Below are 24,582 nucleotides of genomic sequence, written 5' to 3'. Positions count from 1 at the left end.
AAGCTGGTTTATTTGCCTGGAGTCAGGGTCAACCGAGCTTTCCCATAGACCTTCTCAAAGTTCTGCGGCTGCATCGGGAAGCTCAGGTATTGCGCCTTGAGCGACGGGTCGATGCCATTGGCGTAGCTCGGGCTGGCGGGATTGCCGGATTGGCCGATGCCGCCCTGGCCCATCATCGGTTCCACCTGGCCGAAGTCGACGATCATGCGCAGCGCCGGGACTTGAGTGGTGTTGAAATCCTGGCCCCAGCTATACGGCGCCGGATTCAAGGTGTTGTGGTCACCGCCGGACGCCAACGGGCCGCGAATGACTTGGCCAGCAGTGTTCTTCCAGGTGGTGATGTGCAGCTTGCCCCACTGCCAGGCCTTGTGATCGGCGCCCAGCTGGTTGTCGCCCGCGGTGATCGCGGCCGCGAGGCTGCGGGCCAGGATCGCCGGTTTGTCTTCTTTCTGCGGTGTGCGCACGTCGTCCCAGAACGGGCTGTCTTCGCGGCTCAGCAAGTGGTCGGCCTGGGCGGCGTAGGAGAGGTTGGCGTTGCTGACAAACGCTTTCCAACTGGCGCTGTTTTCCGGGCCGAGTTCGTCGAGGAAGATCTGCTTGGTACTTTCCTGCAGGAATAACTCATAGAGGGCCGCGTCGGCGGATGTCGCGACGAGGCGACCGTCGAAGGCCATCAGGCGATTCAGCGCTTCACGCGCTTTAGTCTGTTCGGCCGCAGGCAACCCATCAATCGCCTGTTTCAGCGGCTGGGCCATGCCCGGAGCCTGGAACATGGTCTTGAGCTTGGCGGCGAACGTGGTGGTCTGGTCGTATTGCATGGCGATCATGCTACGACTGTCGTGCTTGCCGGCATTGGCCAATTGCGCCAGGCGCTCGCTGCGCTCCGGGGCGTCCCAGGAGTTGGACAACTGCATGCCATAGCCACGCGGCGCGGTGCGCTGGTTGGCGGTGCCGATCCAGCCTTGGGCCGGGTCCTGGTCATAAGGATGCAGCATCGCGTCGGCGTAGCCGTCCCAGTCAAAACGCGTATCCCAGCCTGGCGACGGCAGCAGACCCTCGCCTTCGCGGCGGTTGGGGAAGCGGCCGGTGACCTGCCAGCCGATATTGGTGGCGTCGGCGAACACCATGTTTAAGGCAATGGCGCGAATCTCGCGGGTCGCATCCGAGGCTTTGGCGACGTTTTGCGCGCGGGACAGGTCGAAGAACGCATCCAGGCTCTTGTCGTCTTTAAAGTCGGCTGTTTGCAACGCCAGGCCCAGACCGCTTGTGAGCGCCTGGCTGCTGTTGAGCAGGGCGCCGTGACGGGTTTCGTAGACAACTTCGCGAGTCGAGCGCTGGCCTTTGACGAAGAAGGTTTCATTCCGCACGCCGGCCGGCAGCCATTTGCCGTTGTTCTCGTAGTACAGCGCGTTGCCTTGGCGTTTGACCTTTTCCAGGAACAGGTCCTGGGTATCGCCCTTGACCGTGCTCATGCTCCACGCGACTTTGCCGTTGAACCCGGAGAGCAGCGTTGGCAAGCCGGCAATCGAGGCGCCGACGGCCTGGTATTTCGGGGCGCGAATCTGCACGTAGCTCCATGGCGACGGTGCTTGCGGTTGGGCGGCGAGATCGTTGGCCAGCAGGCTCTTGCCACTGCGGCTGCGCTGCGGGCCGATGGCCCAGTTGCTCGACGTGGTCACGGCCAGGGCATTGAGGCTGCCCAGTTGCTGGCTGACGGTGTCCAGCCCCGCCAGGCCGGTGATCTGGCTGAAGTTCACGCCCTTGAGCTTCTCGGCTTCGGCCAGTGGGATTGGCTCATCCGGTGCGCTTGGGGTAAGCCAGGCGAGTTTGTCGACGCCGACTTTTTGCGCGAGCACCAGAGAGGCGAGCTCTTCTTGCAGGTTGGCCGACTCGCTGAAATTCAGCAGGCAGAACAACAGCGCCGAATCTTCCGGCTTCCAGTATTCGGGCTTGTAGCCGGTCTGGGCCAGGTCCGGCGGCAGCTTGTCGCGGTAGCGGAACAGGTAGGCGTTGACGCCACGGGCATACACTTCGAAGAAGCGCTTGAGGCGCGGCGATGAGGCGTTGTACAGCTCGCCGGCGCTTTTTTTCAGGTTGACCGCACGCATGAAGCGGTCGACATCCAACACCTCTGGGCCGGACATTTCTGCCAGACGGCCTTGGGCCAGCAGGCGCAGGGTGACCATCTGGGTGATGCGGTCACTGGCGTGCACATACCCAAGGCTGAACAGTGCGTCGTGGAATGTGTTGCTTTCGATCAGCGGCATGCCTTGGGCATTGCGGCGCACCGACACGTTTTGTGCCAGGCCTTTGATCGGCTGTACGCCCGCAACGGGCGGCAAGGTGTCCTGGGTGCTCTGGAGCTGGCAACCGGCCAGGCTTAATGCACTGGCCACTGCCGCGGCAACGCCGAACCGGGGGAGAAAATGTGAGAGGGCTGGCGAGGCCATGGCAAAGCTCCTGCGGGGGGTAGCGTCAGTAAAGGCGCTACGTTAGTGAGCGCGGCGAACCGACGCAAGCAGGAGCTCAGCCTTATTTTCATGAACGGCCCAAGAGGACTTGGGCGGATTGGCCTTCCGTGCCCATTCATATGCCCGAACCGTCGCCGGGCGCCTATTACAGTATCGAGCTTACGCCCCGTGGCACTTCTTGAATTTTTTCTCGCTGCCGCATGGGCAAGGATCGTTGCGGCCAACGTCCTTCAACGCGTTGCGCACTGGCTCTTGATGAGCGTGGCCGCAGTTCGGGCCGTGGACATGGCCGTGATCGTGGCCGTGGTCGTGATCATGGTGATCGTGATCGTGGTTGCAGTCAGGACCATGGACATGGGGTTGCTGAGTCATTGATGTCGCTCCGGAATAAAATCGCCGGGGATTATCACGCCATTGTGGGCCACCTGCACGTCATAACCGATGAATAATCCGGTTTTGAGCTCGCCTTCCAAGCGATAGGGCACGGGTTGGTCGGGTTTTTTCAACAGCTGCACGACACTGCGTATCTGCGGCCAGAGGTTGGTGCGTACGGAAACTTTGAAAAACGCATGGCTTCGGGGCGGCACGGTGAGCCATTCGTTGGACTCGCCTTCGGTCAGCACAAAATCATCCAGGGTGACCTTGTAGATCAGGCCGCGCACGGTCAGGTCGGCGTCGTCGCGGTTGTCTACGCGAAAGTACAGTTTGAATTTCTGTTCCAGCAACTTGGCCCGCACCACTTCGACCTTAACCAGAGAGACGTGGGGCGGCGGCGCGTCGTCCTCGAACCACGACGCACAGCCGCTTAGACCGAAGATTAACGCCAGCATCAAGCTGTAGATCCGGAGCATGGCGTTGGTCCTATTGTGGTTAGAAGTAGCTGGAGCAGCACTTCTTGAATTTTTGCCCGCTGCCGCACAGGCACGCGTCATTGCGCCCAGCCTTCACCTCCACCGTCGGATCGATGAAGTACCAGTGCCCGTCATTCTGTACGAAAGAAGACTGTTCGCGGTGGCTATGTTCGCCGGTGCTGTCGTGCCAGCGCGCTGTAAAGGTCACGAAGGCATGTTCCGGCTGGCCGCCGAACACCTCCGAGCTTTCCACCTCAAGGCCGAGCCAGGTGCTCTGGGCACTCCAGGCGCTGATGGATTCGCGATCCAAACCCGCCTGTTGCGCGGGCAATGTGGTCGCCACCAAATAGTCCACCAGGCCCAGCACATAGGCGCTGTAGCGCGAGCGCATCAACGCGCTGGCGCAGGGCGCCGGGTGACCGGCGTGATAATGACCGCAGCAGGCATCCAGCAGGTTGCCACTGCCGCAGGGACAAATGGATGTACTCATTGGGTTACCACCAATACTTACCGAAATTTTCCGGGTTGGCCCAGAAGCGGGCATTGAGCCAGTCCGGCACCTGTTTATAGTCAAGCAGATCGTAGGTAAACAGCGTCAGCACCTGCTCATCGCGCTGGAAGCGTTCGCCGGCCTGCAGGGCCAGAGAGAAGAAGTCTGTGTCCTTCCAGTCGCAGGCGCCCAGATCCACCAGCACCGCAATGCGGCTGGCGTTGAGGTTGCGAATCCCGCCGAGCAGGGTCAGGCCTTGAGGTTTTGACAGGTGCTCCAGGCAATCGACCACCAATGCCAGGTCAAAGCGCAGCGCGGCCAGCTCTGCGGGCAACGGCCCAGGCGTTGCCACAAACACTTGGGTGTCGGGATGCGCTTCCTTAAAGGCATCCAGCGCCGGGAACTGGCTGGCACCCAACAGCAACAGGCGTTTGGGCTGGTGCAGATCGAGCAATGCGGCCAGGGCTTGCTGGGGGGTACGGGCAGAAAAACCAGCGGTCATCAGAGATCCTCACATCAGGACCGTAGAGACTAGCGCGGCTGAGCGTGTGGGCCTAGAGCAGGTGATGGCGAAAAGTCCTACTTTTATGTTCATCCTCAATGAATGCGGGGATGGGGTGCCGCGGCGCAGATCCTCTCTTTAACCGCCGCCCTTTCAAGTTTTTTGAACCTTCACTGGCAAATCGCCTGTAGAAGTCGTTACTGTGCGATCAAAGAAAAATTTGAAAACACTCAGGAGCCCCATGATGCGTAAGGTTTTTCTGTTGGCTCTGTTGGCCAGCCCCGTTGCCCTGGCCCAGAGCGTCAGTGTCGAAACCAACTCGTTGATGCGCCTGCCCAGCAGCACCAGTGTGTTGCAGCTGGAACGCTTGGAAGTGGCGGACTACGGCACCTTGCTGATCCCCTCGACCATCAGCCAGGTCACCGTCGATGAGCTGCATTTGGGGCGCGATGCACGTATCGCCATCGTCCCCGGCGCTGTCGGGCTGCAATTGCAGGTGGGTCATGCGCAACTGGAACATGGCAGCCAGATCACCTCGCGCGGCGCGCCAGGCACCCATGAAAAACCTGCGAAAGCCGGTCGAGACCTGACCTTGCGCATCAATTCGCTGGCGGCTGAAGAGCTGTCGGTGGATGCCCGTGGCGGCGCCGGTGCTCAGGGTTATGCCGGGCTTGATGGTGCCAATGGTGTGGATCCGGGTTGCACATGGGGTTCAGCCGGGCGCGGTTTCAATGGTGATAATGGCGGTGATGGCCTGCCGGGGGGCGCAGGTGCGCAGGTACGCGTGGAGTTGCCTAGGGACTTCCCGGCTGAACATATCAAGGTCTGGGTGGACGGCGGCGCTGGCGGGCTGGCGGGTACAGCGGGCAAACCGGGCAAAGGCGGGGAATCCAAAGGCTGCCTGGTGTATCGCGCCGATGGCGGCGAAAAGGGCCGTCCTGGTTTGGAAGGACAACCGGGGCCGGTTGGGCCTGCGGGGACTGTGACTATTCAGCGTCTCTGATACTTCAAGCCCCTCCCACCTTGGAATACATTCCGGGTGTGGGGGGCTTGCTGCCGATAGCGGGCTAAAGGTCGTCTCAGAACATCGGCCGAGCCGAAGCAATCGCGACCACCACCAACCCAACAATCAGATTAACCCCCACCAACTTGCGAATCTGCCCCAGCGCAGCCGCGCCCGCCGGCCAATCCTCAGCCGCCACCGCCGCCTTCAACTCCGGAAATTTCAACGCCTGGATGCGGATAAACAACGCGGTCATCACCAGGTATAAGCCCATCATCACCTGCACGTAACGCGGTGCAGTCTCAAACCCGCTGAAACGCAGTTGCAGCAGGCCCACACCGCTGATCGGCAAAACCAGCACCGCCACCCATACCCACACGAAAAAACGTTGAAACACATTTGCCCACAACTTGAGTCGGGCAGGGCCCTCAAGTGCCGCCATGGCGGCGGGTCGCAGGATCATCCAGGCGAAAAACATACCGCCCACCCATACCAGGGCGGCCAATACATGCAGGGTGTAAGCGAGGCTAAACGCGGTCATTGTGGTACTCCGTTCTGCGCGGGATTAATTAGCGGGGTATGATAGCGGCCGATCCGAACCACTGAAAATTTATCCAGCGTTTTTTGCGCCCGACTATCCATGATCAGCACTGAACTCAAAACCACGATCCAGGGCGCCTACTCGCGTTTTCTCGAAGCCAAGAGCTTGAAACCGCGCTACGGCCAACGCCTGATGATCGCCGAAGTGGCCAAGGTCCTCGGGGATATCGACACCGACGACGAAGGTCGCCGCGAAGGTGATCCAGCGGTCGTGGCCGTCGAAGCCGGCACCGGTACCGGCAAGACCGTTGCCTACAGCCTCGCTGCGATCCCGACCGCCAAGGCCGCAGGCAAACGCTTGGTGATCGCCACCGCTACCGTCGCCCTGCAAGAGCAGATCGTCTACAAAGACCTGCCCGACCTGATGCGCAACAGTGGCCTGAACTTCACGTTTGCCCTGGCTAAGGGCCGTGGCCGCTACATGTGCCTGTCCAAGCTCGACGTGCTGCTGCAGGAAGGCCACGCGCAGACCGCCACGGCGTCGCTGTTCGAAGAAGAAGGCTTCAAGATTGAGGTTGATGAAGTCAGCCAGAAACTGTTTACCAGCATGATCGAGAAACTGGCCGGCAATAAATGGGACGGCGACCGCGACAGCTGGCCCACCGCCCTTGAAGACGCCGACTGGGCACGCCTGACCACCGACCATAGCCAATGCACTAACCGCCATTGCCCGAACTTCGGTCAGTGCGCTTTCTACAAAGCGCGCGAGGGCATGGGCAAAGTCGACGTAATCGTCACCAACCACGACATGGTCCTGGCCGACCTGGCCCTGGGCGGCGGCGCCGTCCTGCCGGACCCTCGCGACACGCTCTATGTGTTCGACGAAGGCCATCACCTGCCCGACAAGGCCATCGGCCACTTCGCCCACTACACGCGCCTGCGTTCCACCGCCGACTGGCTGGAAACCACCGCGAAGAACCTCACCAAATTGCTCGCCCAGCACCCGCTGCCCGGCGACTTGGGCAAGCTGATTGAGCAGGTGCCGGAGCTGGCGCGGGAGATCAAGACCCAGCAGCAGTTCATGTTCAGCGCCTGCGAGCAGGTCGCCGACTTCAGGCCCGGCGAAGATGTGGAGGGCCGTGAGCGCCCACGTCACCGCTTTGTCGGCGGGATGATCCCCGAGCATATGCGCGAAATGGGCATTGAACTGAAGAAAGGCTTTTCACGCCTGACTGACCTGTTTACCCGTCTCACGGATTTGCTCAAGGAAGGTATGGATGGCGAGGTCAATATCGGCATCGCCAGTAACCAGGCCGAGGAGTGGTACCCACTGTTCGGCAGCCTGTTGTCCCGTTCCCAAGGTAACTGGGAGCTGTGGACCGCGTTTACCGTCGAAGACCCGGAAGACAACCCGCCCATGGCCCGTTGGCTGACCTTGTCGGAAAGCGGCGCGCTGTTTGATATTGAGGTCAATGCCAGCCCGATCCTCGCCGCCGAAATGCTTCGGCGCAATCTGTGGAACGTGGCCTACGGCTGCCTCGTCACCTCCGCCACGCTGACGGCCCTGGGCACTTTCGACCGGTTCCGCATGCGCGCCGGGCTGCCGAAAAAAGCCGTCACCGCCGTGGTGCCGAGCCCGTTCCATCACGCCGACGCCGGTGTGTTACGGGTGCCGGACCTCAAGGCCGATCCTCGGGACGCGCCGGCCCACACTGCCGCGATCATTCGTGACTTGCCGGGCTTGGTCGAAGGCTCTCGGGGCACGCTGGTGCTGTTCTCGTCGCGCAAGCAGATGCAGGACGTGTTCGACGGCCTCGACCGCGACTGGCGCAAGCAGGTGTTTATCCAGGGCAACCTGTCCAAGCAGGAAACCCTGAATAAGCACAAGGCGCGCGTCGACGGCGGGGACTCCAGCGTATTGTTCGGCCTGGCGAGCTTTGCCGAAGGTGTCGACTTGCCGGGCGCGTACTGCGAGCACGTGGTGATCGCCAAGATCCCGTTCTCGGTGCCGGATGATCCGGTAGAGGCCGCGTTGGCCGAATGGATCGAAGCGCGGGGCGGTAACCCGTTCATGGAAATCTCGGTGCCGGATGCTTCGTTGAAGCTGGTGCAGGCCTGCGGGCGGTTGCTGCGTACGGAAGAAGACCGCGGCACCATCACCTTGCTCGACCGTCGTTTGGTCACCCAGCGCTACGGCAAAGCTATCCTGAATGCTTTACCGCCGTTCCGGCGCGAAATTTCTTAAGCCACTGTGGGCGGATTCGCCCACTTCGTGGTCTATCTCATCAATGTCATCAGGCCATTCACCGGCCGTTTGGGAGAACCTTGCTCGTATGATTCGCACGCTGCCCGCCCTTTTTGCCCTGCTGTTCGCTGCGCCCTTGATGGCGGCGCCCGCCGGGCAACAAACCCTGTTCAACTTCGTCCGGCCTGCCGATGTGGTCAAGGTGGCGACCCAGGACGCCAGCCTGCCGCAATACAACGCCGAGCAAACCCCCGAAGGTGAGGTGTTGCGCCGTATCACCTTCAACCCGGCCGCCGAACCCAGCTTGGTGCTTAGCCCGCAGACGGGGGTGTGGGACTGGTCGCAGTCCAGCGCCATGAGCCTGCGTATTCAGAGTGCCATGGACTGGGCGCTGACCCTTTACGTCAAGGTGCAGAGCAGTGACGGCAAGACGTTGGTCAGTCGAATCGACCTGCCGGCCGGCCCGGCACAGACCCTGCTGATCCCGCTGCAAGCCAACTCGCCGCTGAGTCAGGGCATGAAGGCCGGCCCGCCGATGCCGATTACTGTTGATGGCCAGCGTGTGTTGCTGGCTGGCAGCGCTGGGGAAATCGACCGCAGCCAGGTGGTCTCGGTGACGTTGTCGATGATCAAGCCCAACGCGGCCCAAAGCATCCTGCTGGAGCGCTTTGGTGTTCAGGATAGTGAGCCGGTATTGAAGGCCGCCTACAGCGAGTTAGTGGATACCTATGGCCAATCCACCCGTGCGCGTTGGCCAGAGAAGGTCAGCAGCGACGAGCAGCTCAAGGCCGCCGCGGCCAAAGAGCAAACCCAGCTTCAAGGCTGGTTGGCTGCGCGGGATAAGTCCGCATTGGACAGGTTTGGTGGCTGGAACAAAGGCCCTGCATTCAATGCCAGCGGCTTTTTCCACACGGAGAAGCGTGACGGCCGCTGGTATCTGGTAACGCCTGAGGGCCATCCGTTCTACTCCCTGGGCGTCAATACCGTGGCCCCGGATAACAGCCAGACCTACGTGGCCGGTCGTGAATGGATGTTTGCGGCGTTGCCCAAGGCTGGTGAGCCCTTGGAAAAGTATTACGGCAGCGGCGATAACCGCACCGGTAACGGTGCGGGTGAGGGGCGTAGTTTTGGCGCCGGGCGTTGGTACGATTTCTATGGCGCCAACCTGCAGCGGGCCTATGGTGGCGAAGGCTTCGACCAGAAACGCTGGGTGACTCACACCCTAGACCGCCTGCAAGCCTGGGGTTTCAACACCGTGGGCAACTGGAGCGACGAGGCTTTGGCCCGTGCCGACCGCGTCCCCTATACCTTGCCGCTGTCGATCGTCGGCGATTACGCCAGCATCAGCACCGGCACCGACTGGTGGGGCGGCATGCCCGATCCGTTTGACCCACGCTTCGCCATGGCGACCGAGCGTGCCGTTGCGATTGCTGCCCGCGACCATCGCGACGACCCGTGGCTGATCGGCTTCTTTGCCGATAACGAACTGGCCTGGGCAGGGCCGGGTGATGATCCGAAATCCCGCTACGCCTTGGCCTACGGCACGTTGCGTATGACCACCGACGTTCCAGCCAAACGCGCTTTCCTCAAACAATTGCGGGACAAGTACCGCAATGAAGAAGGCTTGTCGAAAGCCTGGGGCATCGAATTGGCGGGTTGGGAGCTGATGGAAGATCCAGGCTTTGAACCACCGATTCCCAACACTGAGCACCCGGAAATCGAGGCCGACTTTAAATACTTCCAGAAAACCTTTGCCGATGCTTATTTCAAGACCATCTCCGATTCGCTGAAATGGCACGCGCCGAACCAGTTGTTGCTGGGTGGTCGCTATGCGGTGAGCACGCCCGAGGCTGTGGCTTCGTGCGCACAGTATTGCGATGTGCTGAGCTTCAACATGTACACCCTCAAGCCCCAGGACGGTTACGACTTCGCTGCGCTGCGCGCGTTGGATAAACCGGTGCTGATCACTGAATTCAACTTTGGCTCTGCCGACCGTGGCCCGTTCTGGGGCGGCGTGACCCAGTTGGCCAGGGAAGAGGACCGTGGCGCGGCGTACGCCAACTTCCTCAAGCAAGCCATGGCCGAACCTTCGATTGTGGGTGTGCACTGGTTCCAGTACCTGGACCAACCCGTGACCGGCCGTTTGCTGGACGGTGAAAACGGCCACTTCGGCTTGGTGGGCATCACCGACGTGCCTTATCAGGGCTTTGTCGACAGCGTGCGTAAAAGCAACCTGGCGGCGGTGGACCAACTGGGCAAGGAGGCGGAAAAGGCCAAGGCGGCAAGCGCTGTCCGTGAAGGTGAAGGCGGTAAGTCTGGGCATGACGGCAAAGGCGCAGGGCAGGGCGCCGGGCATGCCGGTGGGCACTCCGCCAACGGTCATTGATTGATCGCTGACGGGTTCACAAAACCTACAAGGGCTGGAACAATGTCGGCCACTTTCAATGGTGTTTTTCGAGGCGGCTTACGTGCAGATTCAGGGTCATTACGAACTCCAGTTCGAAGCGGTACGTGAAGCGTTTGCCGCGCTGTTCGATGACCCACAGGAGCGTGGCGCCGGGCTTTGCATTCAGATCGGCGGCGAAACCGTGGTCGATCTGTGGGCCGGCACCGCTGACAAGGACGGTGCCGAGGCCTGGCACAGCGACACCATCGTCAATCTTTTCTCCTGCACCAAGACATTTACTGCCGTCACGGCCCTGCAATTGGTGGCTGAGGGTAAGTTGCAGTTGGACGCTCCAGTTGCCAAGTACTGGCCGGAATTTGCCGCTGCCGGTAAGGAAAGCATCACGCTGCGCCAGTTGCTCTGCCATCAGGCGGGTTTGCCGGCGATCCGCGAGATGCTGCCCACCGAGGCCCTGTATGACTGGCAACTGATGGTCGACACCCTCGCGGCCGAAGCACCCTGGTGGACGCCGGGCCAAGGCCATGGTTACGAGGCGATCACCTACGGCTGGCTGGTCGGCGAACTGCTGCGCCGCGCCGATGGGCGTGGGCCTGGTGAATCCATTGTGGCGCGCGTTGCACGGCCGTTGGGCCTGGACTTTCATGTGGGCCTGGCGGATGAAGAGTTTTATCGTGTTGCCCATATAGCGCGCAGCAAAGGCAATATGGGCGATGAAGCTGCGCAACGTTTACTGCAAGTAATGATGCGTGAACCCACCGCCATGACCACACGGGCATTTGCCAATCCACCGTCTATTTTGACCAGTACTAATAAACCTGAATGGCGACGCATGCAGCAGCCCGCGGCTAATGGTCACGGTAATGCGCGTAGCCTGGCGGGTTTTTATAGTGGTTTGTTGGACGGTAGTTTGTTGGAAGCCGACATGCTCGAAGAGTTGACCCGTGAACACAGTATCGGGCCGGATAAAACATTATTGACACAAACTCGCTTTGGCTTGGGCTGCATGTTGGATCAACCGCAGATGCCTAATGCCACATTCGGCCTTGGCCCGCGTGCTTTTGGGCATCCTGGTGCAGGTGGATCGGTAGGTTTTGCCGACCCCGAACACGATGTAGCGTTTGGTTTCGTGACTAATACATTGGGGCCTTATGTACTTATGGACCCTCGTGCACAGAAGTTGGTCGGAATATTGGCCGGTTGTCTGTAAACCCCTTGCTGTTTCACATTTTTTTGTTACAAAGGCAACTATAAGAAGACGCTGAACGAAATGATGTAACTTTAATGTTCTGTAAGCGTCTGTTTAACGGGTCATCCAGACCCCCGTTTCTTTTCTCATTTTGTGGATATCTCATGTTATCGAACAAGTCCTTGGCACTGGCGCTTTGCCTCACCATTACCGGCTGCGCACAAACTCCACAGAATGATGCCGAGGGTGGGCATTGGTGGTCATTTGGATCTGATAAGGCCGCTACCAAGGACGTCGTGACCCAGACCGAGGCCAAGCCGGATGCCAAACCCGCAGTTGGCGCCAAGCCTGCCGCACCTGTAGCCGCTGCGCCTGCTCCGGCAGCCAAGGCTGACACCGGCTCCAGCTGGTGGCCGTTCTCCTCCAAAAGCACCGACGAAAAGGCTGCCGATGCCAAGGCCGCAGACCTGAAAGCCGACCTCAAGGCCGCCACTCCGGCCGCTGCCGCTGCACCAGCCGTCGCCAAGACCGACAGCGAAACTCACTGGTGGTGGCCGTTCGAAAGCAAACCCAAGCCATTGTCCAAGGTCGACGTGACCAACGTGCCGATGCCGGACCCGAAAATCACCCAGGCCTGGTTGGACGACTATGAGCCGCGCCTGCGCGCCGCCATCAAGGACAGCAACCTGCAACTGGAACGTCGCGACAACGTGCTCGTCGTGATTGCGCCGGTCGATGGCTCCTACAACCCAAAACGTCCAGCCATGCTGTTGCCGGTTACCCTTGGCCCGTTCACGCGTGTTGCCAAGGCTGTTGAAGCAGATCCCAAGACCGCCGTACTGGTCTTGGGTCACGTTGACGCCACCGGCACCGCCCCGGCGAGCCAGGCGCTGAGCAGGGAGCGCGCGCAGTCTATCGCTTCGATTTTCAGCCTCAGCGGTTTGAAGCAGGATCGCCTGATGCTGCGTGGCATGGGTGACCTGATGCCACGTGCCGCCAACGACAGCACCCAGGGCCGTGCGCTGAACCGTCGCATGGAAATTATGTTCACTCAGCGTACAACTATGTTGGCGCTGCTGAGCAAGTACAACTCGGGCAAGACGCCGCCTGTGGCTGAAATGGTTGCCGTGCAGAACGTACCTGCACCGGCTCCGGCAGCCAAAGCTGCGGCGAAAAAAGCTCCGGCCGCGAAGAAAGCTGCCGCCAAGCCAGCCGCTAAAAAGGCGCCGGCCAAGCCAGCTGCCAAGAAAACTGCCCCGGCCAAAGCCAAGGCTGCTGCACCGGCGAACGACCAGGCAAAAAACTGATCTGCTGAACCAGAAGGATAAAGCCGCATGACCCAGGCACTGGCCGATATGCGCCGTGACTACACACGGGACGGTTTGAGCGAGGCCCAGGCCCCGGGCGAGCCGTTTGCGTTGTTCCACCAGTGGTTTGCCGATGCGGTGAAAACCGAGCAGCCCCCGGTGGAAGCCAATGCCATGACCCTGGCTACGGTCGACCAGGAAGGTCGCCCGCACTGCCGCATCCTGCTGCTCAAGGGCTTGGATACGCAGGGCTTTACCTTCTTCACCAACTATCAGAGCGCCAAGGGTGAACAACTCGCGGCGCGGCCGTTTGCAGCCATGACGTTTTTCTGGCCGACCCTGGAGCGCCAGGTGCGCATCGAAGGGCGGGTGGTCAAGGTCACGCCTCAGGAGTCGGATGCTTATTACCAGGTCCGTCCTCTGGGCAGCCGTCTCGGCGCTTGGGCTTCCCCGCAAAGCCAGGTCATTCGTGACCGTGAAGAACTGCAAGACCTGCTCACGGCCACTGAGCAGCGCTTCAGCGATACCCAGCCCGACTGCCCCGAGCATTGGGGTGGCTATCGTCTGCTGCCGGAGCGTATTGAGTTCTGGCAAGGTCGCGCCAGCCGCCTGCATGACCGCTTGAATTACCGCCTGCAAGGGGGCGAGTGGACCCGCGAGCGCCTGGCGCCCTGAGCGTCACCTTTCGTCACTTCATCTGAATGTTGTTCGCAGCACCGACGTCTCTATGGGAGAGACTTCGGTCGCATGCGGCTGCGCGGCTACAATGATGAAACCGTTGTGACATCTCTTGGTACACGAACTGAGCTACCGTTTGTCGAGTTTTCCGGTGTACGCAGTCTGTACTCAGGCTGAATGAAAGCAGTTTTCTGCGGTGCTTGCCGTGACAGGCGCCAAGCCGCAGCGTCTAATGAACACCTGTCCTTTGGAGTTGATGCTATGCGTAAGTCCGTTTTACTGGTTGCCTGCTTTACCACCCTGTCGCTGCTGCTGGGTGGCTGCGCCTCAAGTTTGACCGGCGATTCGTATTCCCGTGATGAAGCGCGTCGTGTACAGACCGTGCGCATGGGTACCATCGAATCCCTGCGTCCGGTGAAAATCGAAGGCACCAAGACCCCAATCGGCGGCGCTGCCGGCGCAGTCATCGGCGGCGTTGGCGGCAGCGCCATCGGCGGCGGCCGTGGCAGCATCGTCACTGCTGTGATCGGCGCAGTCGCTGGCGGCCTGCTGGGCTCGGCCACTGAAGAAGGTCTGACCCGCACTCAAGGCGTGGAAATCACCGTTCGCGAAGACGATGGCAGCATGCGCGCTTACGTCCAGGCTGTGCAGGAGAACGAAATCTTCCGCATTGGCGACCGCGTGCGCATCATGACGGTCGATGGTACCAGTCGCGTTACCCGTTAATCGGTAAGCAGCAGGTAAAGAAAAACCCCAACCGGGTGACCGGTTGGGGTTTTTTTGTGGGCGCGGTTTCTGGGGGATCAGGCTTTTTTACGACTCGCCATCGCCGTCACCAGATATCCAATACATGCTGCCAATATCGACCCGGTCAGAATCCCCATTCGATCCTCGCCGGCAAATTCGCTGGCGCCCGGCACGAATGCCAGGGAGCCGACGAACAGGCTCATGGTGAAGCCGATACCGCACAGGATCGCCACGCCGAAGACTTGGCCCCAGTTGGCGCCGTTAGGCAGTGTGGCGAGACCCGTCTTGATGGCCAGCCAAGTGAGGCCGAACACACCGATGGTCTTGCCGATCAGCAGGCCGGCGGCAATGCCCATGGGCACGTGGTGGGTGAAGCTCTCCAGGCTGACGCCGGTGAGGGAAACGCCAGCGTTAGCGAAGGCGAACAGCGGCAGGATGCCGTACGCCACCCACGGGTGCAGAGCGTGTTCGAGGGTCAGCAGCGGCGAGGGCTCGGCGTTCTTAGTGCGCATCGGGATGCAGAACGCCAGCGTCACGCCGGCCAGTGTGGCGTGCACGCCACTCTTGAGCACGCATACCCACAGGATCAGGCCGACGATCAGATAGGCCCAGAGCTTGATCACTCCGAGGCGGTTCATCGCGATCAAGGCCACCAGACAGGCGCCCGCGCCAGCCAAGGCTGCACCGGACAAATCGGCGGAATAAAACACTGCGATCACGATGATCGCGCCCAGGTCATCGATGATCGCCAGGGTCATCAGGAACAGTTTCAAGGACGTCGGGACGCGCTTGCCCAGCAGCGCCAACACGCCCAGGGCGAAGGCAATGTCGGTGGCCATGGGGATTGCCCAACCGGAGAGGGCGGCGGGGTAGTCCTTGTTGATCGCCCAGTAGATCAGCGCCGGCACCACCATACCGCCGATGGCGGCTGCACCGGGCAGGACCACTTGCGACGGTTTGGACAGATGGCCGTCAAGCAACTCGCGCTTGACCTCCAGGCCGATCAACAGGAAGAACAGAGCCATCAGGCCATCGTTGATCCACAACAAGGCTGGCTTGTCGATTTTCAACGCGCCAATCTGCGCCACCACCGGCACGTCGAGAAACGCGCCGTACAGGTGGGACAACGGTGAGTTATTGATGATCAATGCCAGGGCCGCAGCGGCGATCAACAACAGACCGCTGGCGGCTTCCAGCTGGAAGAAACGAGTGAAAGTGCTACGCAGAGCCAAGGGGTGCTCTCCAATCCGGATTCAATAGGCGGGTACCCTAACCCGTACCGTTAGTTGTTAAAACAAAAGTTATATTCTTATTTGTTATAAGCAGGGGGCAGGTTCAGCGTTGCGTCAGGGGCTTGAAATTGTGTGTCCAATTGAGACGTTACTGTATCTGTGTCGAGTGTAGGAAAGATCCTAATATTGACCTGGAAATTCTTAGAGAAACCGACCATGAGTGACCATCGTCCCTGGGCTCGCGAAGCCATTCGTATCATCGAAGCAGACTTCCAGCGCAGCGCTGACACCCACCTGATCCCCTTGCCGCTGCCAGGTTTGCCGGGTATCGAGTTGTACTTCAAGGACGAGTCGAGCCATCCCACCGGCAGCCTCAAACACCGGCTGGCCCGCTCGCTGTTTCTGTATGCGCTGTGCAATGGTTGGCTCAAGCCCGGAGCACCAGTGATTGAAGCCTCCAGCGGCTCCACGGCGATCTCCGAAGCCTACTTTGCTCGGCTGCTCGGCCTGCCGTTTATCGCGGTGATGCCGGCCAGCACTTCCCAGGAAAAAATCGCGCAGATTGCCTTCTATGGCGGTAAGAGCCATCTGGTAAAAGATCCCACACAGATCTACGCAGAATCCGAGCGCTTGGCGCGGGAAAGTGGCGGTCACTTCATGGATCAGTTCACCTACGCCGAGCGCGCTACCGACTGGCGCGCGAACAACAACATCGCCGAGTCGATCTTCCAGCAGATGCGTTTCGAGCAGCATCCCGAGCCGAGCTGGCTGATTTCCAGCCCCGGCACTGGCGGCACCACGGCGACATTGGGTCGCTACGTGCGGTATCGCCAGCACGCCACCCGCGTGCTATGCGCCGATGCTGAGCGATCGGTGTTTTTTGACTATTACCAGACGGGTGACGCCAGCCTGCGCCTGGACTGCGGTTCGCGTATCGAAGGCATTGGCCGGCCACGGGTCGAGGCGTCGTTTTTGCCGAAGGTGATCGACGCAATGGTCAAGGTCCCGGATGCGCTTTCACTGGCAGCCATGCATTACCTGGCAGAGCGATTGGGGCGGAGAGTGGGCGGTTCCAGCGGGACCAACTTGGTTGGCGCGTTGGTGGCAGCGCAGCAGATGAAGGCTGCGGGGGAGTCGGGTTCTATCGTGGCGATCTTGTGCGATGGTGGCGAGCGATACGCCACAACCTATTACAACCCGGTGTGGTTGGCGGGGCAGGGGTACGAGTTGCAAGGGCTAATCGCGGCCGTTGCGGCCAGTGTGGAGCGGGGCGAGCCGCTACCGGATTGCATCCTGCGCGCTAACATCTGAAATCACGCAAAAACCGTGTGGGAGGGAGCTTGCTCCCAATGAAGGTGGACCAGTCACATGTGTCCTGACTGATCCACTGCTATCGGGAGCAAGCCCCCTCCCACTTGTGAACACGGATGTGCTCAGGCCTCGATGCCCAACATATCCCGCGCCAACGCCTCGGCAATTCGAATCCCATCAACACCCGCCGACAAAATCCCACCGGCATAACCCGCGCCTTCACCGGCCGGAAACAGGCCTTTAACGTTCAGGCTCTGCATCGATTCGTCACGGGTTATCCGCAGCGGCGACGAGGTGCGCGTTTCGATACCGGTCAGTACCGCATCGTGCAGCGAGTAGCCTTTGATTTGCTTCTCGAACGCCGGCAGCGCTTCGCGGATGGCTTCGATGGCGAAGTCCGGCAGCGCCAACGCCAGGTCGCCCAGAGCCACGCCAGGCTTGTAGGACGGTTCCACACTGCCGAGGGCAGTGGACGGCTTGCCGGCGATGAAATCACCCACCAGTTGTGCCGGGGCTTCGTAGTTGCTGCCACCGAGAATGTAGGCGTGGGACTCCAGGCGTTCCTGCAACTCGATACCCGCCAGCGGGCCACCGGGGTAGTCCACTTCCGGCGTGATGCCGACCACGATGCCGGAGTTGGCATTGCGCTCGTTACGTGAGTACTGGCTCATGCCGTTGGTCACAACGCGGTTCGGCTCGGAGGTGGCCGCCACCACGGTGCCGCCAGGGCACATGCAGAAGCTGTAGACCGAGCGACCATTCTTCGCGTGGTGCACCAGTTTGTAGTCGGCGGCGCCCAGCTTCGGATGCCCGGCGTATTTACCCAGGCGCGCGGCATCGATCAGCGATTGAGGGTGTTCAATGCGGAAGCCCACCGAAAACGGCTTGGCCTCCATGTATACGCCACGACCGTGAAGCATGCGGAAGGTATCTCGGGCGCTGTGGCCCAGGGCCAGGATCACGTGCCTGGACAGGATCTGCTCGCCGCCATCCACCACCACGCCGTTCAGTTGGCCGTCTTCAATCAGCACGTCAGTCACGCGTTGCTCGAAACGCACCTCACCGCCCAGGGCGATGATCTGCTCGCGCATGTGTTCCACCACGCCGGTCAGGCGGAAGGTACCGATGTGCGGCTTACTGACGTAGAGGATTTCTTCCGGCGCGCCGGCTTTGACGAACTCGTGGAGTACTTTGCGACCGTGGAATTTCGGGTCTTTGATCTGGCTGTAAAGCTTGCCGTCGGAGAAGGTGCCGGCGCCGCCTTCACCAAACTGCACGTTGGACTCGGGGTTCAGTACGCTTTTGCGCCACAGGCCCCAGGTATCTTTGGTGCGCTGGCGCACTTCCTTGCCGCGTTCGAGGATGATCGGCTTGAAACCCATCTGTGCCAGCAGCAGCCCGGCGAAGATCCCGCACGGGCCAAAACCGACTACGATCGGCCGTTCAGCCAGGCCTTCGGGCGCTTGGCCGACTACTTTGTAGCTGACATCCGGCGCCGGGTTGACGTTGCGGTCATCGGCAAACTTGAGCAGCAGGGCGGCTTCACCCTTCACATCCAAGTCGATGGTGTAGATGAAGCACAGCTCCGACGATTTTTTACGGGCGTCGTAGCTGCGTTTGAAGAGGGTGAAATCGAGCAGGTCATCACTGGCGATGCCAAGGCGCGCCAGGATGGCAGGCCGCAGGTCTTCTTCGGGATGGTCGATGGGCAGCTTGAGTTCGGTGATTCGTAACATGACGGGATCCGGTGTGCGGCATTCGGTAAGGCCGGCGGTTTTGCAAACCGGCGATTATAAGCCCCAACGGTGGTGTCCCGTCATGCTAAAAAGCGCAGGACACTATCAATCGTCCCGCGAACCACCGAAAGCCGCGCAGCCACGCTGGACTTGACCGTTGATCCGCAATTCGGCGGTCATGTGTTGCAGGCTGCCGCTGACGCTGTCCACACAACGTTGCGGAGCCACCCACAGCTCGATGTGCTGGTTGTTGGCTTCGGTCATCAGGTTAAAGCGGCCGTCGCCTATCTGCTCTTCTACATAAGGTACGGCCAAAGGCGGCTGGCCTTCACGTTCCAGCACCATGCCCTTGGCGGTGACGTTCATCGCCCAGGCCGGCTTGTGGCCGTTGGCGCGCAAGATCATGCGTTTGAAATCGGGGTCGTCGCAGGCCGAGGTCGACCGTTCGACACGGTAGAGCTGTTGCAACTCCACTTCGCCCTGAGTGCCGGTGGCGACGCCCGAAAACTTACCGCGCAGGTCGGCAAACAGCGCACCTTGCTGGCCGGCCAGGGAGGCGGCTTCCTGCAGGATGCTGGTGCCGCCGGTGTCCTTGACCACGTAGTTACGTTGGTCGTGGCACGCTTGGAACAACAGTTTGTCGCCTACGGCTGTGAGTTGGCCCTGCATGCGGGTCAGCCCAACCGTAGACGGCTTGGCCGGCTCGCTCTCGAAGACCTGACACGCGGTTAGAAAGGGAAGCAAAGCACACAAAGCAAAGGTACGGGCGGCACGCATTATCGGGGTCTCCAGGCAAGTGCCGCCACGTTACGCAGGCTGGCGGTGCATCACAACCCCGCTGTCCCGCTTCAGGTAATTCTTACAACCCTTACATTCAGCCAACCATAAATGTCTGGCCGGTCTGTAGGCCTTCCACGCTTTTAGCGTAGGCCAAGGCCACGTCAGCGCCCGGAGCCGGCTTATAGCCTCGGAAGTAAGGTGCGTAGCTGCCCATGGCCTCTTCCAGCACTGTGGGGCTCACGGAGTTGATGCGCAGGCCTCGTGGCAATTCGATCGCTGCCGCTTTGACAAACGCATCGAGTGCGCCATTGACCAGCGCCGCAGAAGCGCCAGTCCGAATCGGATCACGGTTGAGAATGCCACTGGTGAAGGTGAACGAGGCGCCGTCGTTAGCATACTCGCGGCCTATCAGCAGCAGGTTTACCTGGCCCATCAGCTTGTCACGCAGGCCAAGTTCAAAGTCGTTTTCGCTCATATCACCCAGCGCCACGAAATTCACGCTACCGGCCGCGCAGATGAGGGCGTCGAATTTACCGGTTTGCTCAAACAACCTGCGGATTGACGCGCTGTCGCTGATATCCACTTGGAAGTCGCCGCTGGTGCGGCCGATGCTGATCACTTCATGACGCTGAGCCAGTTCGGCCTTGACTGCCGAGCCGACGGTGCCACTCGCGCCAATCAATAGGATTTTCATGGTGCTGTTCCTCCAGTGATAAGTGAGGGCTCAGTCTAGGGTGGCTTTTTCGCTGGATAAACGTGGTAATAGGCAACCTTTAGTTTTCAAATGGAAACAATCCATGAGCGAGATGGATGACCTGGCGGCCTTTGCCGTACTGATCGAAGCCGGCAGTTTTACGGTGGCCGCCGAGCAACTGGGTTGCAGTAAGGGCCAGTTATCCAAGCGTATCTCCCAGCTGGAAGCGCAGTTTTGTGTGGTGTTGTTGCACCGCACCACCCGCAAGCTCAGCCTGACCGCTGCCGGCGCGGCGTTGTTGCCACAGGCCCAGGCATTGGTGGTGCAGGTGGAACGTGCGCGTCAGGCACTGGCGAGGCTCAAGGACGATCTGGCCGGGCCGGTGCGTATGACGGTTCCCGTTTCATTAGGCGAAACTTTCTTCGATGGCTTGTTGCTGGAATTTTCCAAGCAGTACCCTCAGGTGCAGATCGAGATTGAACTCAACAACAGCTATCGAGACCTCGCGCGTGATGGATTCGACTTGGGGGTGCGTTCGGGTGCGATTGAAAACGAGCGCCTGGTGGCCAAGCCTCTGCTGGCCTGGCATGAGATGACTTGCGCCAGCCCCGCCTATCTGGAGCAGCACGGCGAACCGCTGACCCCGGCGGATCTTGCGGCGCACACCTGCTTGCTCAACAGCCACTACAGCGGCCGCGAGGAATGGCTGTATCACCAGCAGCACGAGTTGTTGCGGGTCAGGGTAAGCGGCACCTTTGCCTCCAACCATTACAACTTGCTGAAGAAGGCAGCGCTGGTAGGCGCTGGTATTGCCCGGTTGCCGTCCTACGTGCTGCCGACGGAACTGGCCGACGGTCGATTGCGCTGGTTGCTGCGTGACTATCAGACTCGAAGCCTGCCGATGTACCTGGTTCACCCTTATCAAGGTGGCCTGCCCAGGCGCACCCAGGTTCTGGCCGACTACCTGGTGGAGTGGTTCAAGCGCAGCGGCGAGGCGTTGGATCGTCTCTAACGGTAGCGGCGGGCGATCAAGTGGTCGATGGACAAGCAACCAGGGCCCTTGGCAACCAATAGCAACAGCAGCGCAAGCCAAGTGCCATGGGTGGGGTAGGCGTCCGGGTACACGAACAATTGAATGACCAACGTCATGCCAATCAAGGCCAGGGCTGAGAAGCGCGTGGCGAACCCCACCAATATCAGCACCGGGAAAAAGTGCTCTGCAAACGCCGCCATGTGCGCGGCCACTTCCGGCGATATCAACGGCACGTGGTACTCACTGCGAAACAGCGGCAGTGTCGAGGCGGCGAGTGAGGGTTCACCGAGTTGGAACGTGCCGCTGACCAGATCGATGGCGAAGCCTTCTACCTTGGTTTGCCCGGATTTCCAGAACACTGCCGCGATTGAAAAGCGCGCAATAAACGCGATCAGGCTGTAGGGGATTTTCTCGAAAAGAACGATGGCCTGTTTGATCCGGCACGAAGGGCTAGTGTTCATGGCGATACCTTTTGTTCTGGGAGCAAGTGAGTGATGGCGTCGTGGTTGATCAGCAGTGACAGACACTGGTGTAGGTCGAACTCGGCGCAGGCTTTAAGCGCATCCGCCACGGCCATTTCCAATGCGGCGCCGTGGTTCAGGCTATTGATAAAAGCGACAGAGCCGCCGTCGACGGCGAAGACCTTGACGATCAACCCCTGGCGCAGCACCAATGCACTTTGGGCTTTGTAAGGATCAAGAGTGGCCAAGGCGCCCTCGGTCTGGTGCGCCGCCCATACCGCAACCACGGCGTAGGCTGAGTTCAAAGCGGCAAGGGATGGGTGCAGCCGTAGGCGCAATGCGCCCAGCTCCGTTTGGGCCTGCAGCTGTTGCAGGGCGGCTTGCTGACTCACCGCGGGCGTATCTGCCGCGTGATAGGCACGAACCCACAAGCGTTCCAAGCGGGCCACGTCGGCCAGATAAGGCACACTGGAGGCCGGATCGAAACCCTGGATGAAGTCGGCGAATGTGCTGCCGTAGTCACTGATCAGTGGGCTGGTAGGCGGGTGCGCCTGGACGTAAACGCCGACCATGGCGCGGAAAAACTCATCGCCTACCAATTGCACTGTCACGGGATAGGCCGATGCCAGTGCATTGATCAATGAGCTGTGAACATTGTTGCGATATACCGCAAAGCGACTGGCCGGGTCGGCACCGTTACTGCTGAACAGGCCGTCCGGGCAGGGCAGGTCGGGTGCCAGCAAGGCGCTGGTGAAGGCGTCGTGAAGGCTCATGGGCGGACCTGCGATAAATAGTGTTCGGCCTGTTGGGCTTCAGCGTGCAAAACGTTAAAGGCCGGCACGTGGTTGTCACGTTCAATGAGCGTGGCGACCGGGCCAGTTCGTGTGAGCACCTGTTCGTACAGTTGCCATACGGCGTTGTTGATGGGGGCACCATGGTCATCGATCAGCAGGCGATCACCCAGGTTATCTGTGTCCTCGCCAAAGCCGGCCAGGTGAATCTCGCCCACCGCGTGCAACGGCAGGGCGTCGATGTAAGTGAGCGGGTCGCGCTGGTGGTTGATACACGACACGTAGGCATTGTTCACATCCAGCAGCAAGCCACAGCCAGTGCGGCGGATGGTCTCGCTGATGAAGTCGGTCTCGTCCAGGGTAGAGCGCTGGAACTGCAAATAGGTCGATGGATTCTCTAGCAGCATGGGCCGCTTGAGCGTGCTCTGCACCTGGTCGACGTGTTCGCATACCCGGTTCAGCGTGTCTGCGTCGTAGGCCAGGGGCAGTAAGTCATTGAGAAACACCGGGCCGTGGCTGGACCAGGCCAAGTGTTCGGAAAAGGAGTGGGGTTGGTAGCGTTCGATCAGCGTTGCCAGGCGTGCCAGGTGCTCACGGTTGAGCGGGCCTTCGCCGCCGATGGACAGGCCCACGCCGTGCAGCGACAGCGAGTACTGTTGGCGAATCAACCCTAGGTAGTGATGAAACGGGCCGCCGGCCACCATGTAGTTTTCGGCGTGTATTTCAAAAAAACCGACATCGGGAAGGGTCTGGAGCACTTCGGTGAAGTGCTCGCTCTTCAGCCCCAGCCCGGCCCGACAGGGGAGGCCGGGCGCCTGAGCGTGTGAGACCGTGTGCTGGCGTGAAAGCGTCATGATCCGTACTCAGGCTGTGCAGGGTTTCACGACTTGGCGGTGAAGGCAGCTTCCTGGCCGAAACCGGTCGGCGAGGTGGAGCTGGGGGTTTGGGTGCAGGTGCCGGCGGGGACCAGTTTCCAGGCGTTGGCCTGATCCTTGGTTTTCGAGCTGCCGGCACAGGAGGTGCCTGCGCCTGCGGCGCAATCGTTCTTACCGGCTTCAGCGACGCCGAAGCATTTTTGCATGTCGTCGGCGGCGTGGACGGTGCTGGTCAGAGCGGAGAGGCTCAAGGCAGAACTCAGGGCGAGGACGAGGGATGCGGCGGACAGTTTGGTCGTCATGGTGTTTCTCCAGCAGTGGTTGAGTGGGCAGGCTTGATTGCCTGCATGCACCACTAGAGAAGGGAGGATTGAGTTCGTTACAAAGGCAGTTGAAAAACTTTCAAACGGTGCAAAACAAATGTGGGAGGGAGCTTGCTCCCGATGGCGGACTATCAGTCACATGCTCTGTGCCTGATATGCCGCCATCGGGAGCAAGCTCCCTCCCACATTTAGATCCGGTTTATTCAGCAACCGTCTCTTAGCCGCCCAAGTACGCCTCGCGCACCTTCGGATCCGTCAGCAACTGCTCGCCAGTGCCCTGCATCACCACACGACCGTTTTCCAGTACATAGGCGCGGTCGGCGATTTTCAGCGCCTGGTTGGCGTTCTGTTCCACCAGAAACACGGTCACACCGTCTTTGCGCAGCTGTTCGATGATGTCGAAAATCTGCTGGATGATGATCGGTGCCAGGCCCAGGGACGGTTCGTCCAGGAGCAACAGCTTGGGCTTGCTCATCAGCGCCCGGCCGATGGCGAGCATTTGCTGCTCGCCGCCGGACATGGTGCCGCCGCGCTGACTGAAGCGCTCCTTGAGCCGGGGGAACAGGTGCAGCACCTTGTCCATTTGCTCCTGGTAGTCGCCCTTGTCGGTGAAGAACCCGCCCATGGCCAGGTTTTCTTCGACGGTCAGTCGCGAGAACACGCGGCGGCCTTCCGGCACCACCGCAATGCTCTTGCGCATGATCTGCGAAGACTGCAGGCCCACCAGTTCTTCACCCATGTAGCGGATGCTGCCGCTGTGGGCCTGTGGCGAACCGCATAAGGTCATCAACAGGGTGGACTTGCCGGCGCCGTTGGCGCCGATCAGGGTCACGATTTCACCCTGGCGTACTTCCACATTGACGCTGTGCAGGGCCTGGATCTTGCCGTAGAAAGTGGAAACGTTTTCGAATTGCAGCAT

24 protein-coding genes are annotated in these 24,582 nt (G+C 60.4%); 9 read left to right on the top strand and 15 right to left on the bottom strand.

Annotated features, from left to right (window positions below):
- Window positions 1-8: 8 nt before the first annotated feature.
- From ACVWXD_RS18190 to ACVWXD_RS18170, 5 genes are all read right to left on the bottom strand, one after another.
- Entirely contained in the window at window positions 9-2,450 is a 2,442-nt protein-coding gene (locus tag ACVWXD_RS18190) for a penicillin acylase family protein (RefSeq protein ID WP_181642722.1), read from the bottom strand.
- A gap of 180 nt (window positions 2,451-2,630) precedes the next feature.
- Window positions 2,631-2,843, bottom strand: coding sequence for an SEC-C metal-binding domain-containing protein (locus ACVWXD_RS18185; protein ID WP_099601284.1), 213 nt, complete (start codon window positions 2,841-2,843; stop codon window positions 2,631-2,633).
- A complete protein-coding gene (locus tag ACVWXD_RS18180) occupies window positions 2,840-3,322 on the bottom strand; it encodes an LEA type 2 family protein (RefSeq protein ID WP_032891606.1) in 483 nt (160 codons plus the stop codon). The genes ACVWXD_RS18185 and ACVWXD_RS18180 overlap by 4 nt, the downstream gene beginning before the upstream one ends.
- 19 nt (window positions 3,323-3,341) lie before the next feature.
- Window positions 3,342-3,812 carry a YchJ family protein gene (locus tag ACVWXD_RS18175; RefSeq protein ID WP_179179434.1) on the bottom strand — a complete coding sequence of 157 codons (471 nt, stop codon included), beginning with the start codon at window positions 3,810-3,812 and terminating at the stop codon, window positions 3,342-3,344.
- Window positions 3,813-3,816: 4 nt separating this feature from the next.
- Window positions 3,817-4,314: a DUF6231 family protein gene (locus ACVWXD_RS18170; protein ID WP_181642721.1), complete on the bottom strand. Its 498-nt coding sequence runs from the start codon at window positions 4,312-4,314 to the stop codon at window positions 3,817-3,819.
- A gap of 244 nt (window positions 4,315-4,558) precedes the next feature.
- Here ACVWXD_RS18170 and ACVWXD_RS18165 point away from each other — a divergent pair, with 244 nt between their 5' ends.
- Window positions 4,559-5,317, top strand: a complete 759-nt coding sequence (locus tag ACVWXD_RS18165; protein WP_457371233.1) for a collagen-like protein — start codon at window positions 4,559-4,561, stop codon at window positions 5,315-5,317.
- Between the two features lie 76 nt (window positions 5,318-5,393).
- On the opposite strand, the gene ACVWXD_RS18160 is transcribed toward ACVWXD_RS18165, so the two are convergent.
- The gene (locus ACVWXD_RS18160; protein WP_032891599.1) at window positions 5,394-5,858 is read right to left on the bottom strand and encodes a CopD family protein; all 465 of its coding nucleotides are present in this window, start codon (window positions 5,856-5,858) and stop codon (window positions 5,394-5,396) included.
- A 99-nt stretch (window positions 5,859-5,957) separates the two neighbouring features.
- On the opposite strand from ACVWXD_RS18160, the gene dinG reads away from it, so the two are divergent.
- From dinG to ACVWXD_RS18130, 6 genes are all read left to right on the top strand, one after another.
- Window positions 5,958-8,102, top strand: a complete 2,145-nt coding sequence (gene dinG, locus ACVWXD_RS18155) for an ATP-dependent DNA helicase DinG (protein ID WP_181642720.1) — start codon at window positions 5,958-5,960, stop codon at window positions 8,100-8,102.
- Window positions 8,103-8,190: 88 nt separating this feature from the next.
- Entirely contained in the window at window positions 8,191-10,488 is a 2,298-nt protein-coding gene (locus ACVWXD_RS18150) for a beta-galactosidase (RefSeq protein ID WP_260366659.1), read from the top strand.
- Between the two features lie 82 nt (window positions 10,489-10,570).
- A complete protein-coding gene (locus tag ACVWXD_RS18145; RefSeq protein WP_181642718.1) occupies window positions 10,571-11,716 on the top strand; it encodes a serine hydrolase domain-containing protein in 1,146 nt (381 codons plus the stop codon).
- A 143-nt stretch (window positions 11,717-11,859) separates the two neighbouring features.
- The gene (locus ACVWXD_RS18140) at window positions 11,860-13,002 is read left to right on the top strand and encodes an OmpA family protein (RefSeq protein WP_260366658.1); all 1,143 of its coding nucleotides are present in this window, start codon (window positions 11,860-11,862) and stop codon (window positions 13,000-13,002) included.
- Between the two features lie 27 nt (window positions 13,003-13,029).
- A complete protein-coding gene (gene pdxH / locus ACVWXD_RS18135; protein WP_032891594.1) occupies window positions 13,030-13,677 on the top strand; it encodes a pyridoxamine 5'-phosphate oxidase in 648 nt (215 codons plus the stop codon).
- Between the two features lie 264 nt (window positions 13,678-13,941).
- Window positions 13,942-14,406: an outer membrane lipoprotein gene (locus ACVWXD_RS18130; protein ID WP_003189251.1), complete on the top strand. Its 465-nt coding sequence runs from the start codon at window positions 13,942-13,944 to the stop codon at window positions 14,404-14,406.
- A gap of 77 nt (window positions 14,407-14,483) precedes the next feature.
- On the opposite strand, the gene nhaA is transcribed toward ACVWXD_RS18130, so the two are convergent.
- Entirely contained in the window at window positions 14,484-15,659 is a 1,176-nt protein-coding gene (gene nhaA / locus ACVWXD_RS18125) for a Na+/H+ antiporter NhaA (RefSeq protein WP_095184026.1), read from the bottom strand.
- Between the two features lie 216 nt (window positions 15,660-15,875).
- Between nhaA and ACVWXD_RS18120 the strand changes: the two genes are divergently transcribed.
- Window positions 15,876-16,970, top strand: a complete 1,095-nt coding sequence (locus ACVWXD_RS18120; protein ID WP_095184027.1) for a PLP-dependent cysteine synthase family protein — start codon at window positions 15,876-15,878, stop codon at window positions 16,968-16,970.
- A gap of 122 nt (window positions 16,971-17,092) precedes the next feature.
- On the opposite strand, the gene ACVWXD_RS18115 is transcribed toward ACVWXD_RS18120, so the two are convergent.
- From ACVWXD_RS18115 to ACVWXD_RS18105, 3 genes are all read right to left on the bottom strand, one after another.
- Entirely contained in the window at window positions 17,093-18,706 is a 1,614-nt protein-coding gene (locus tag ACVWXD_RS18115; protein ID WP_099601288.1) for an NAD(P)/FAD-dependent oxidoreductase, read from the bottom strand.
- Between the two features lie 105 nt (window positions 18,707-18,811).
- The gene (locus ACVWXD_RS18110) at window positions 18,812-19,483 is read right to left on the bottom strand and encodes a COG3650 family protein (RefSeq protein ID WP_032891587.1); all 672 of its coding nucleotides are present in this window, start codon (window positions 19,481-19,483) and stop codon (window positions 18,812-18,814) included.
- 97 nt (window positions 19,484-19,580) lie between these two features.
- Window positions 19,581-20,180 (bottom strand): short chain dehydrogenase, encoded by a 600-nt coding sequence (locus ACVWXD_RS18105; protein WP_032891585.1) that lies wholly within the window; start codon window positions 20,178-20,180, stop codon window positions 19,581-19,583.
- 103 nt (window positions 20,181-20,283) lie between these two features.
- On the opposite strand from ACVWXD_RS18105, the gene ACVWXD_RS18100 reads away from it, so the two are divergent.
- Entirely contained in the window at window positions 20,284-21,192 is a 909-nt protein-coding gene (locus tag ACVWXD_RS18100) for a LysR family transcriptional regulator (protein ID WP_095184028.1), read from the top strand.
- Here the strand turns inward: ACVWXD_RS18100 and ACVWXD_RS18095 are convergent.
- The 5 genes from ACVWXD_RS18095 to ACVWXD_RS18075 all read right to left on the bottom strand — a co-directional run bounded on the left by ACVWXD_RS18095 (window position 21,189) and on the right by ACVWXD_RS18075 (window position 24,582).
- Entirely contained in the window at window positions 21,189-21,674 is a 486-nt protein-coding gene (locus tag ACVWXD_RS18095) for a DoxX family protein (RefSeq protein ID WP_032891582.1), read from the bottom strand. The two genes, ACVWXD_RS18100 and ACVWXD_RS18095, sit on opposite strands and share 4 nt — an antisense overlap.
- Complete coding sequence (locus ACVWXD_RS18090; protein WP_457371232.1) at window positions 21,671-22,447, bottom strand: HvfC/BufC family peptide modification chaperone; 777 nt, start codon at window positions 22,445-22,447, stop codon at window positions 21,671-21,673. Before ACVWXD_RS18090 ends, ACVWXD_RS18095 begins: the two co-directional genes overlap by 4 nt.
- Window positions 22,444-23,319 (bottom strand): MNIO family bufferin maturase, encoded by an 876-nt coding sequence (bufB, locus tag ACVWXD_RS18085; RefSeq protein WP_375803680.1) that lies wholly within the window; start codon window positions 23,317-23,319, stop codon window positions 22,444-22,446. The genes ACVWXD_RS18090 and bufB overlap by 4 nt, the downstream gene beginning before the upstream one ends.
- Before the next feature lie 26 nt (window positions 23,320-23,345).
- Complete coding sequence (gene bufA1, locus ACVWXD_RS18080) at window positions 23,346-23,642, bottom strand: BufA1 family periplasmic bufferin-type metallophore (RefSeq protein ID WP_032891579.1); 297 nt, start codon at window positions 23,640-23,642, stop codon at window positions 23,346-23,348.
- A 238-nt stretch (window positions 23,643-23,880) separates the two neighbouring features.
- On the bottom strand, window positions 23,881-24,582 hold the full coding sequence (locus tag ACVWXD_RS18075) for an ABC transporter ATP-binding protein (RefSeq protein WP_095184030.1): 702 nt from the start codon (window positions 24,580-24,582) through the stop codon (window positions 23,881-23,883).

It is taken from the genome of Pseudomonas sp. TE3911 (assembly GCF_054062775.1).
The sequence above is the reverse complement of the archived record's forward strand: the minus strand, read 5'-3'. Positions and strand labels throughout refer to the sequence as shown.

Bases quoted from the DNA above. Each gene is read 5' to 3' on its own strand.
- ACVWXD_RS18190 (WP_181642722.1), bottom strand. From the start codon at position 2,450: ATGGCCTCGCCAGCCCTCTCACATTTTCTCCCCCGGTTCGGCGTTGCC.
- ACVWXD_RS18185 (WP_099601284.1), bottom strand. From the start codon at position 2,843: ATGACTCAGCAACCCCATGTCCATGGTCCTGACTGCAACCACGATCAC.
- ACVWXD_RS18180 (WP_032891606.1), bottom strand. From the start codon at position 3,322: ATGCTCCGGATCTACAGCTTGATGCTGGCGTTAATCTTCGGTCTAAGC.
- ACVWXD_RS18175 (WP_179179434.1), bottom strand. From the start codon at position 3,812: ATGAGTACATCCATTTGTCCCTGCGGCAGTGGCAACCTGCTGGATGCC.
- ACVWXD_RS18170 (WP_181642721.1), bottom strand. From the start codon at position 4,314: ATGACCGCTGGTTTTTCTGCCCGTACCCCCCAGCAAGCCCTGGCCGCA.
- ACVWXD_RS18165 (WP_457371233.1), top strand. From the start codon at position 4,559: ATGCGTAAGGTTTTTCTGTTGGCTCTGTTGGCCAGCCCCGTTGCCCTG.
- ACVWXD_RS18160 (WP_032891599.1), bottom strand. From the start codon at position 5,858: ATGACCGCGTTTAGCCTCGCTTACACCCTGCATGTATTGGCCGCCCTG.
- dinG (WP_181642720.1), top strand. From the start codon at position 5,958: ATGATCAGCACTGAACTCAAAACCACGATCCAGGGCGCCTACTCGCGT.
- ACVWXD_RS18150 (WP_260366659.1), top strand. From the start codon at position 8,191: ATGATTCGCACGCTGCCCGCCCTTTTTGCCCTGCTGTTCGCTGCGCCC.
- ACVWXD_RS18140 (WP_260366658.1), top strand. From the start codon at position 11,860: ATGTTATCGAACAAGTCCTTGGCACTGGCGCTTTGCCTCACCATTACC.
- pdxH (WP_032891594.1), top strand. From the start codon at position 13,030: ATGACCCAGGCACTGGCCGATATGCGCCGTGACTACACACGGGACGGT.
- ACVWXD_RS18130 (WP_003189251.1), top strand. From the start codon at position 13,942: ATGCGTAAGTCCGTTTTACTGGTTGCCTGCTTTACCACCCTGTCGCTG.
- ACVWXD_RS18120 (WP_095184027.1), top strand. From the start codon at position 15,876: ATGAGTGACCATCGTCCCTGGGCTCGCGAAGCCATTCGTATCATCGAA.
- ACVWXD_RS18115 (WP_099601288.1), bottom strand. From the start codon at position 18,706: ATGTTACGAATCACCGAACTCAAGCTGCCCATCGACCATCCCGAAGAA.
- ACVWXD_RS18110 (WP_032891587.1), bottom strand. From the start codon at position 19,483: ATGCGTGCCGCCCGTACCTTTGCTTTGTGTGCTTTGCTTCCCTTTCTA.
- ACVWXD_RS18105 (WP_032891585.1), bottom strand. From the start codon at position 20,180: ATGAAAATCCTATTGATTGGCGCGAGTGGCACCGTCGGCTCGGCAGTC.
- ACVWXD_RS18100 (WP_095184028.1), top strand. From the start codon at position 20,284: ATGAGCGAGATGGATGACCTGGCGGCCTTTGCCGTACTGATCGAAGCC.
- ACVWXD_RS18095 (WP_032891582.1), bottom strand. From the start codon at position 21,674: ATGAACACTAGCCCTTCGTGCCGGATCAAACAGGCCATCGTTCTTTTC.
- ACVWXD_RS18090 (WP_457371232.1), bottom strand. From the start codon at position 22,447: ATGAGCCTTCACGACGCCTTCACCAGCGCCTTGCTGGCACCCGACCTG.
- bufB (WP_375803680.1), bottom strand. From the start codon at position 23,319: ATGACGCTTTCACGCCAGCACACGGTCTCACACGCTCAGGCGCCCGGC.
- bufA1 (WP_032891579.1), bottom strand. From the start codon at position 23,642: ATGACGACCAAACTGTCCGCCGCATCCCTCGTCCTCGCCCTGAGTTCT.
- ACVWXD_RS18075 (WP_095184030.1), bottom strand. From the start codon at position 24,582: ATGCTGCAATTCGAAAACGTTTCCACTTTCTACGGCAAGATCCAGGCC.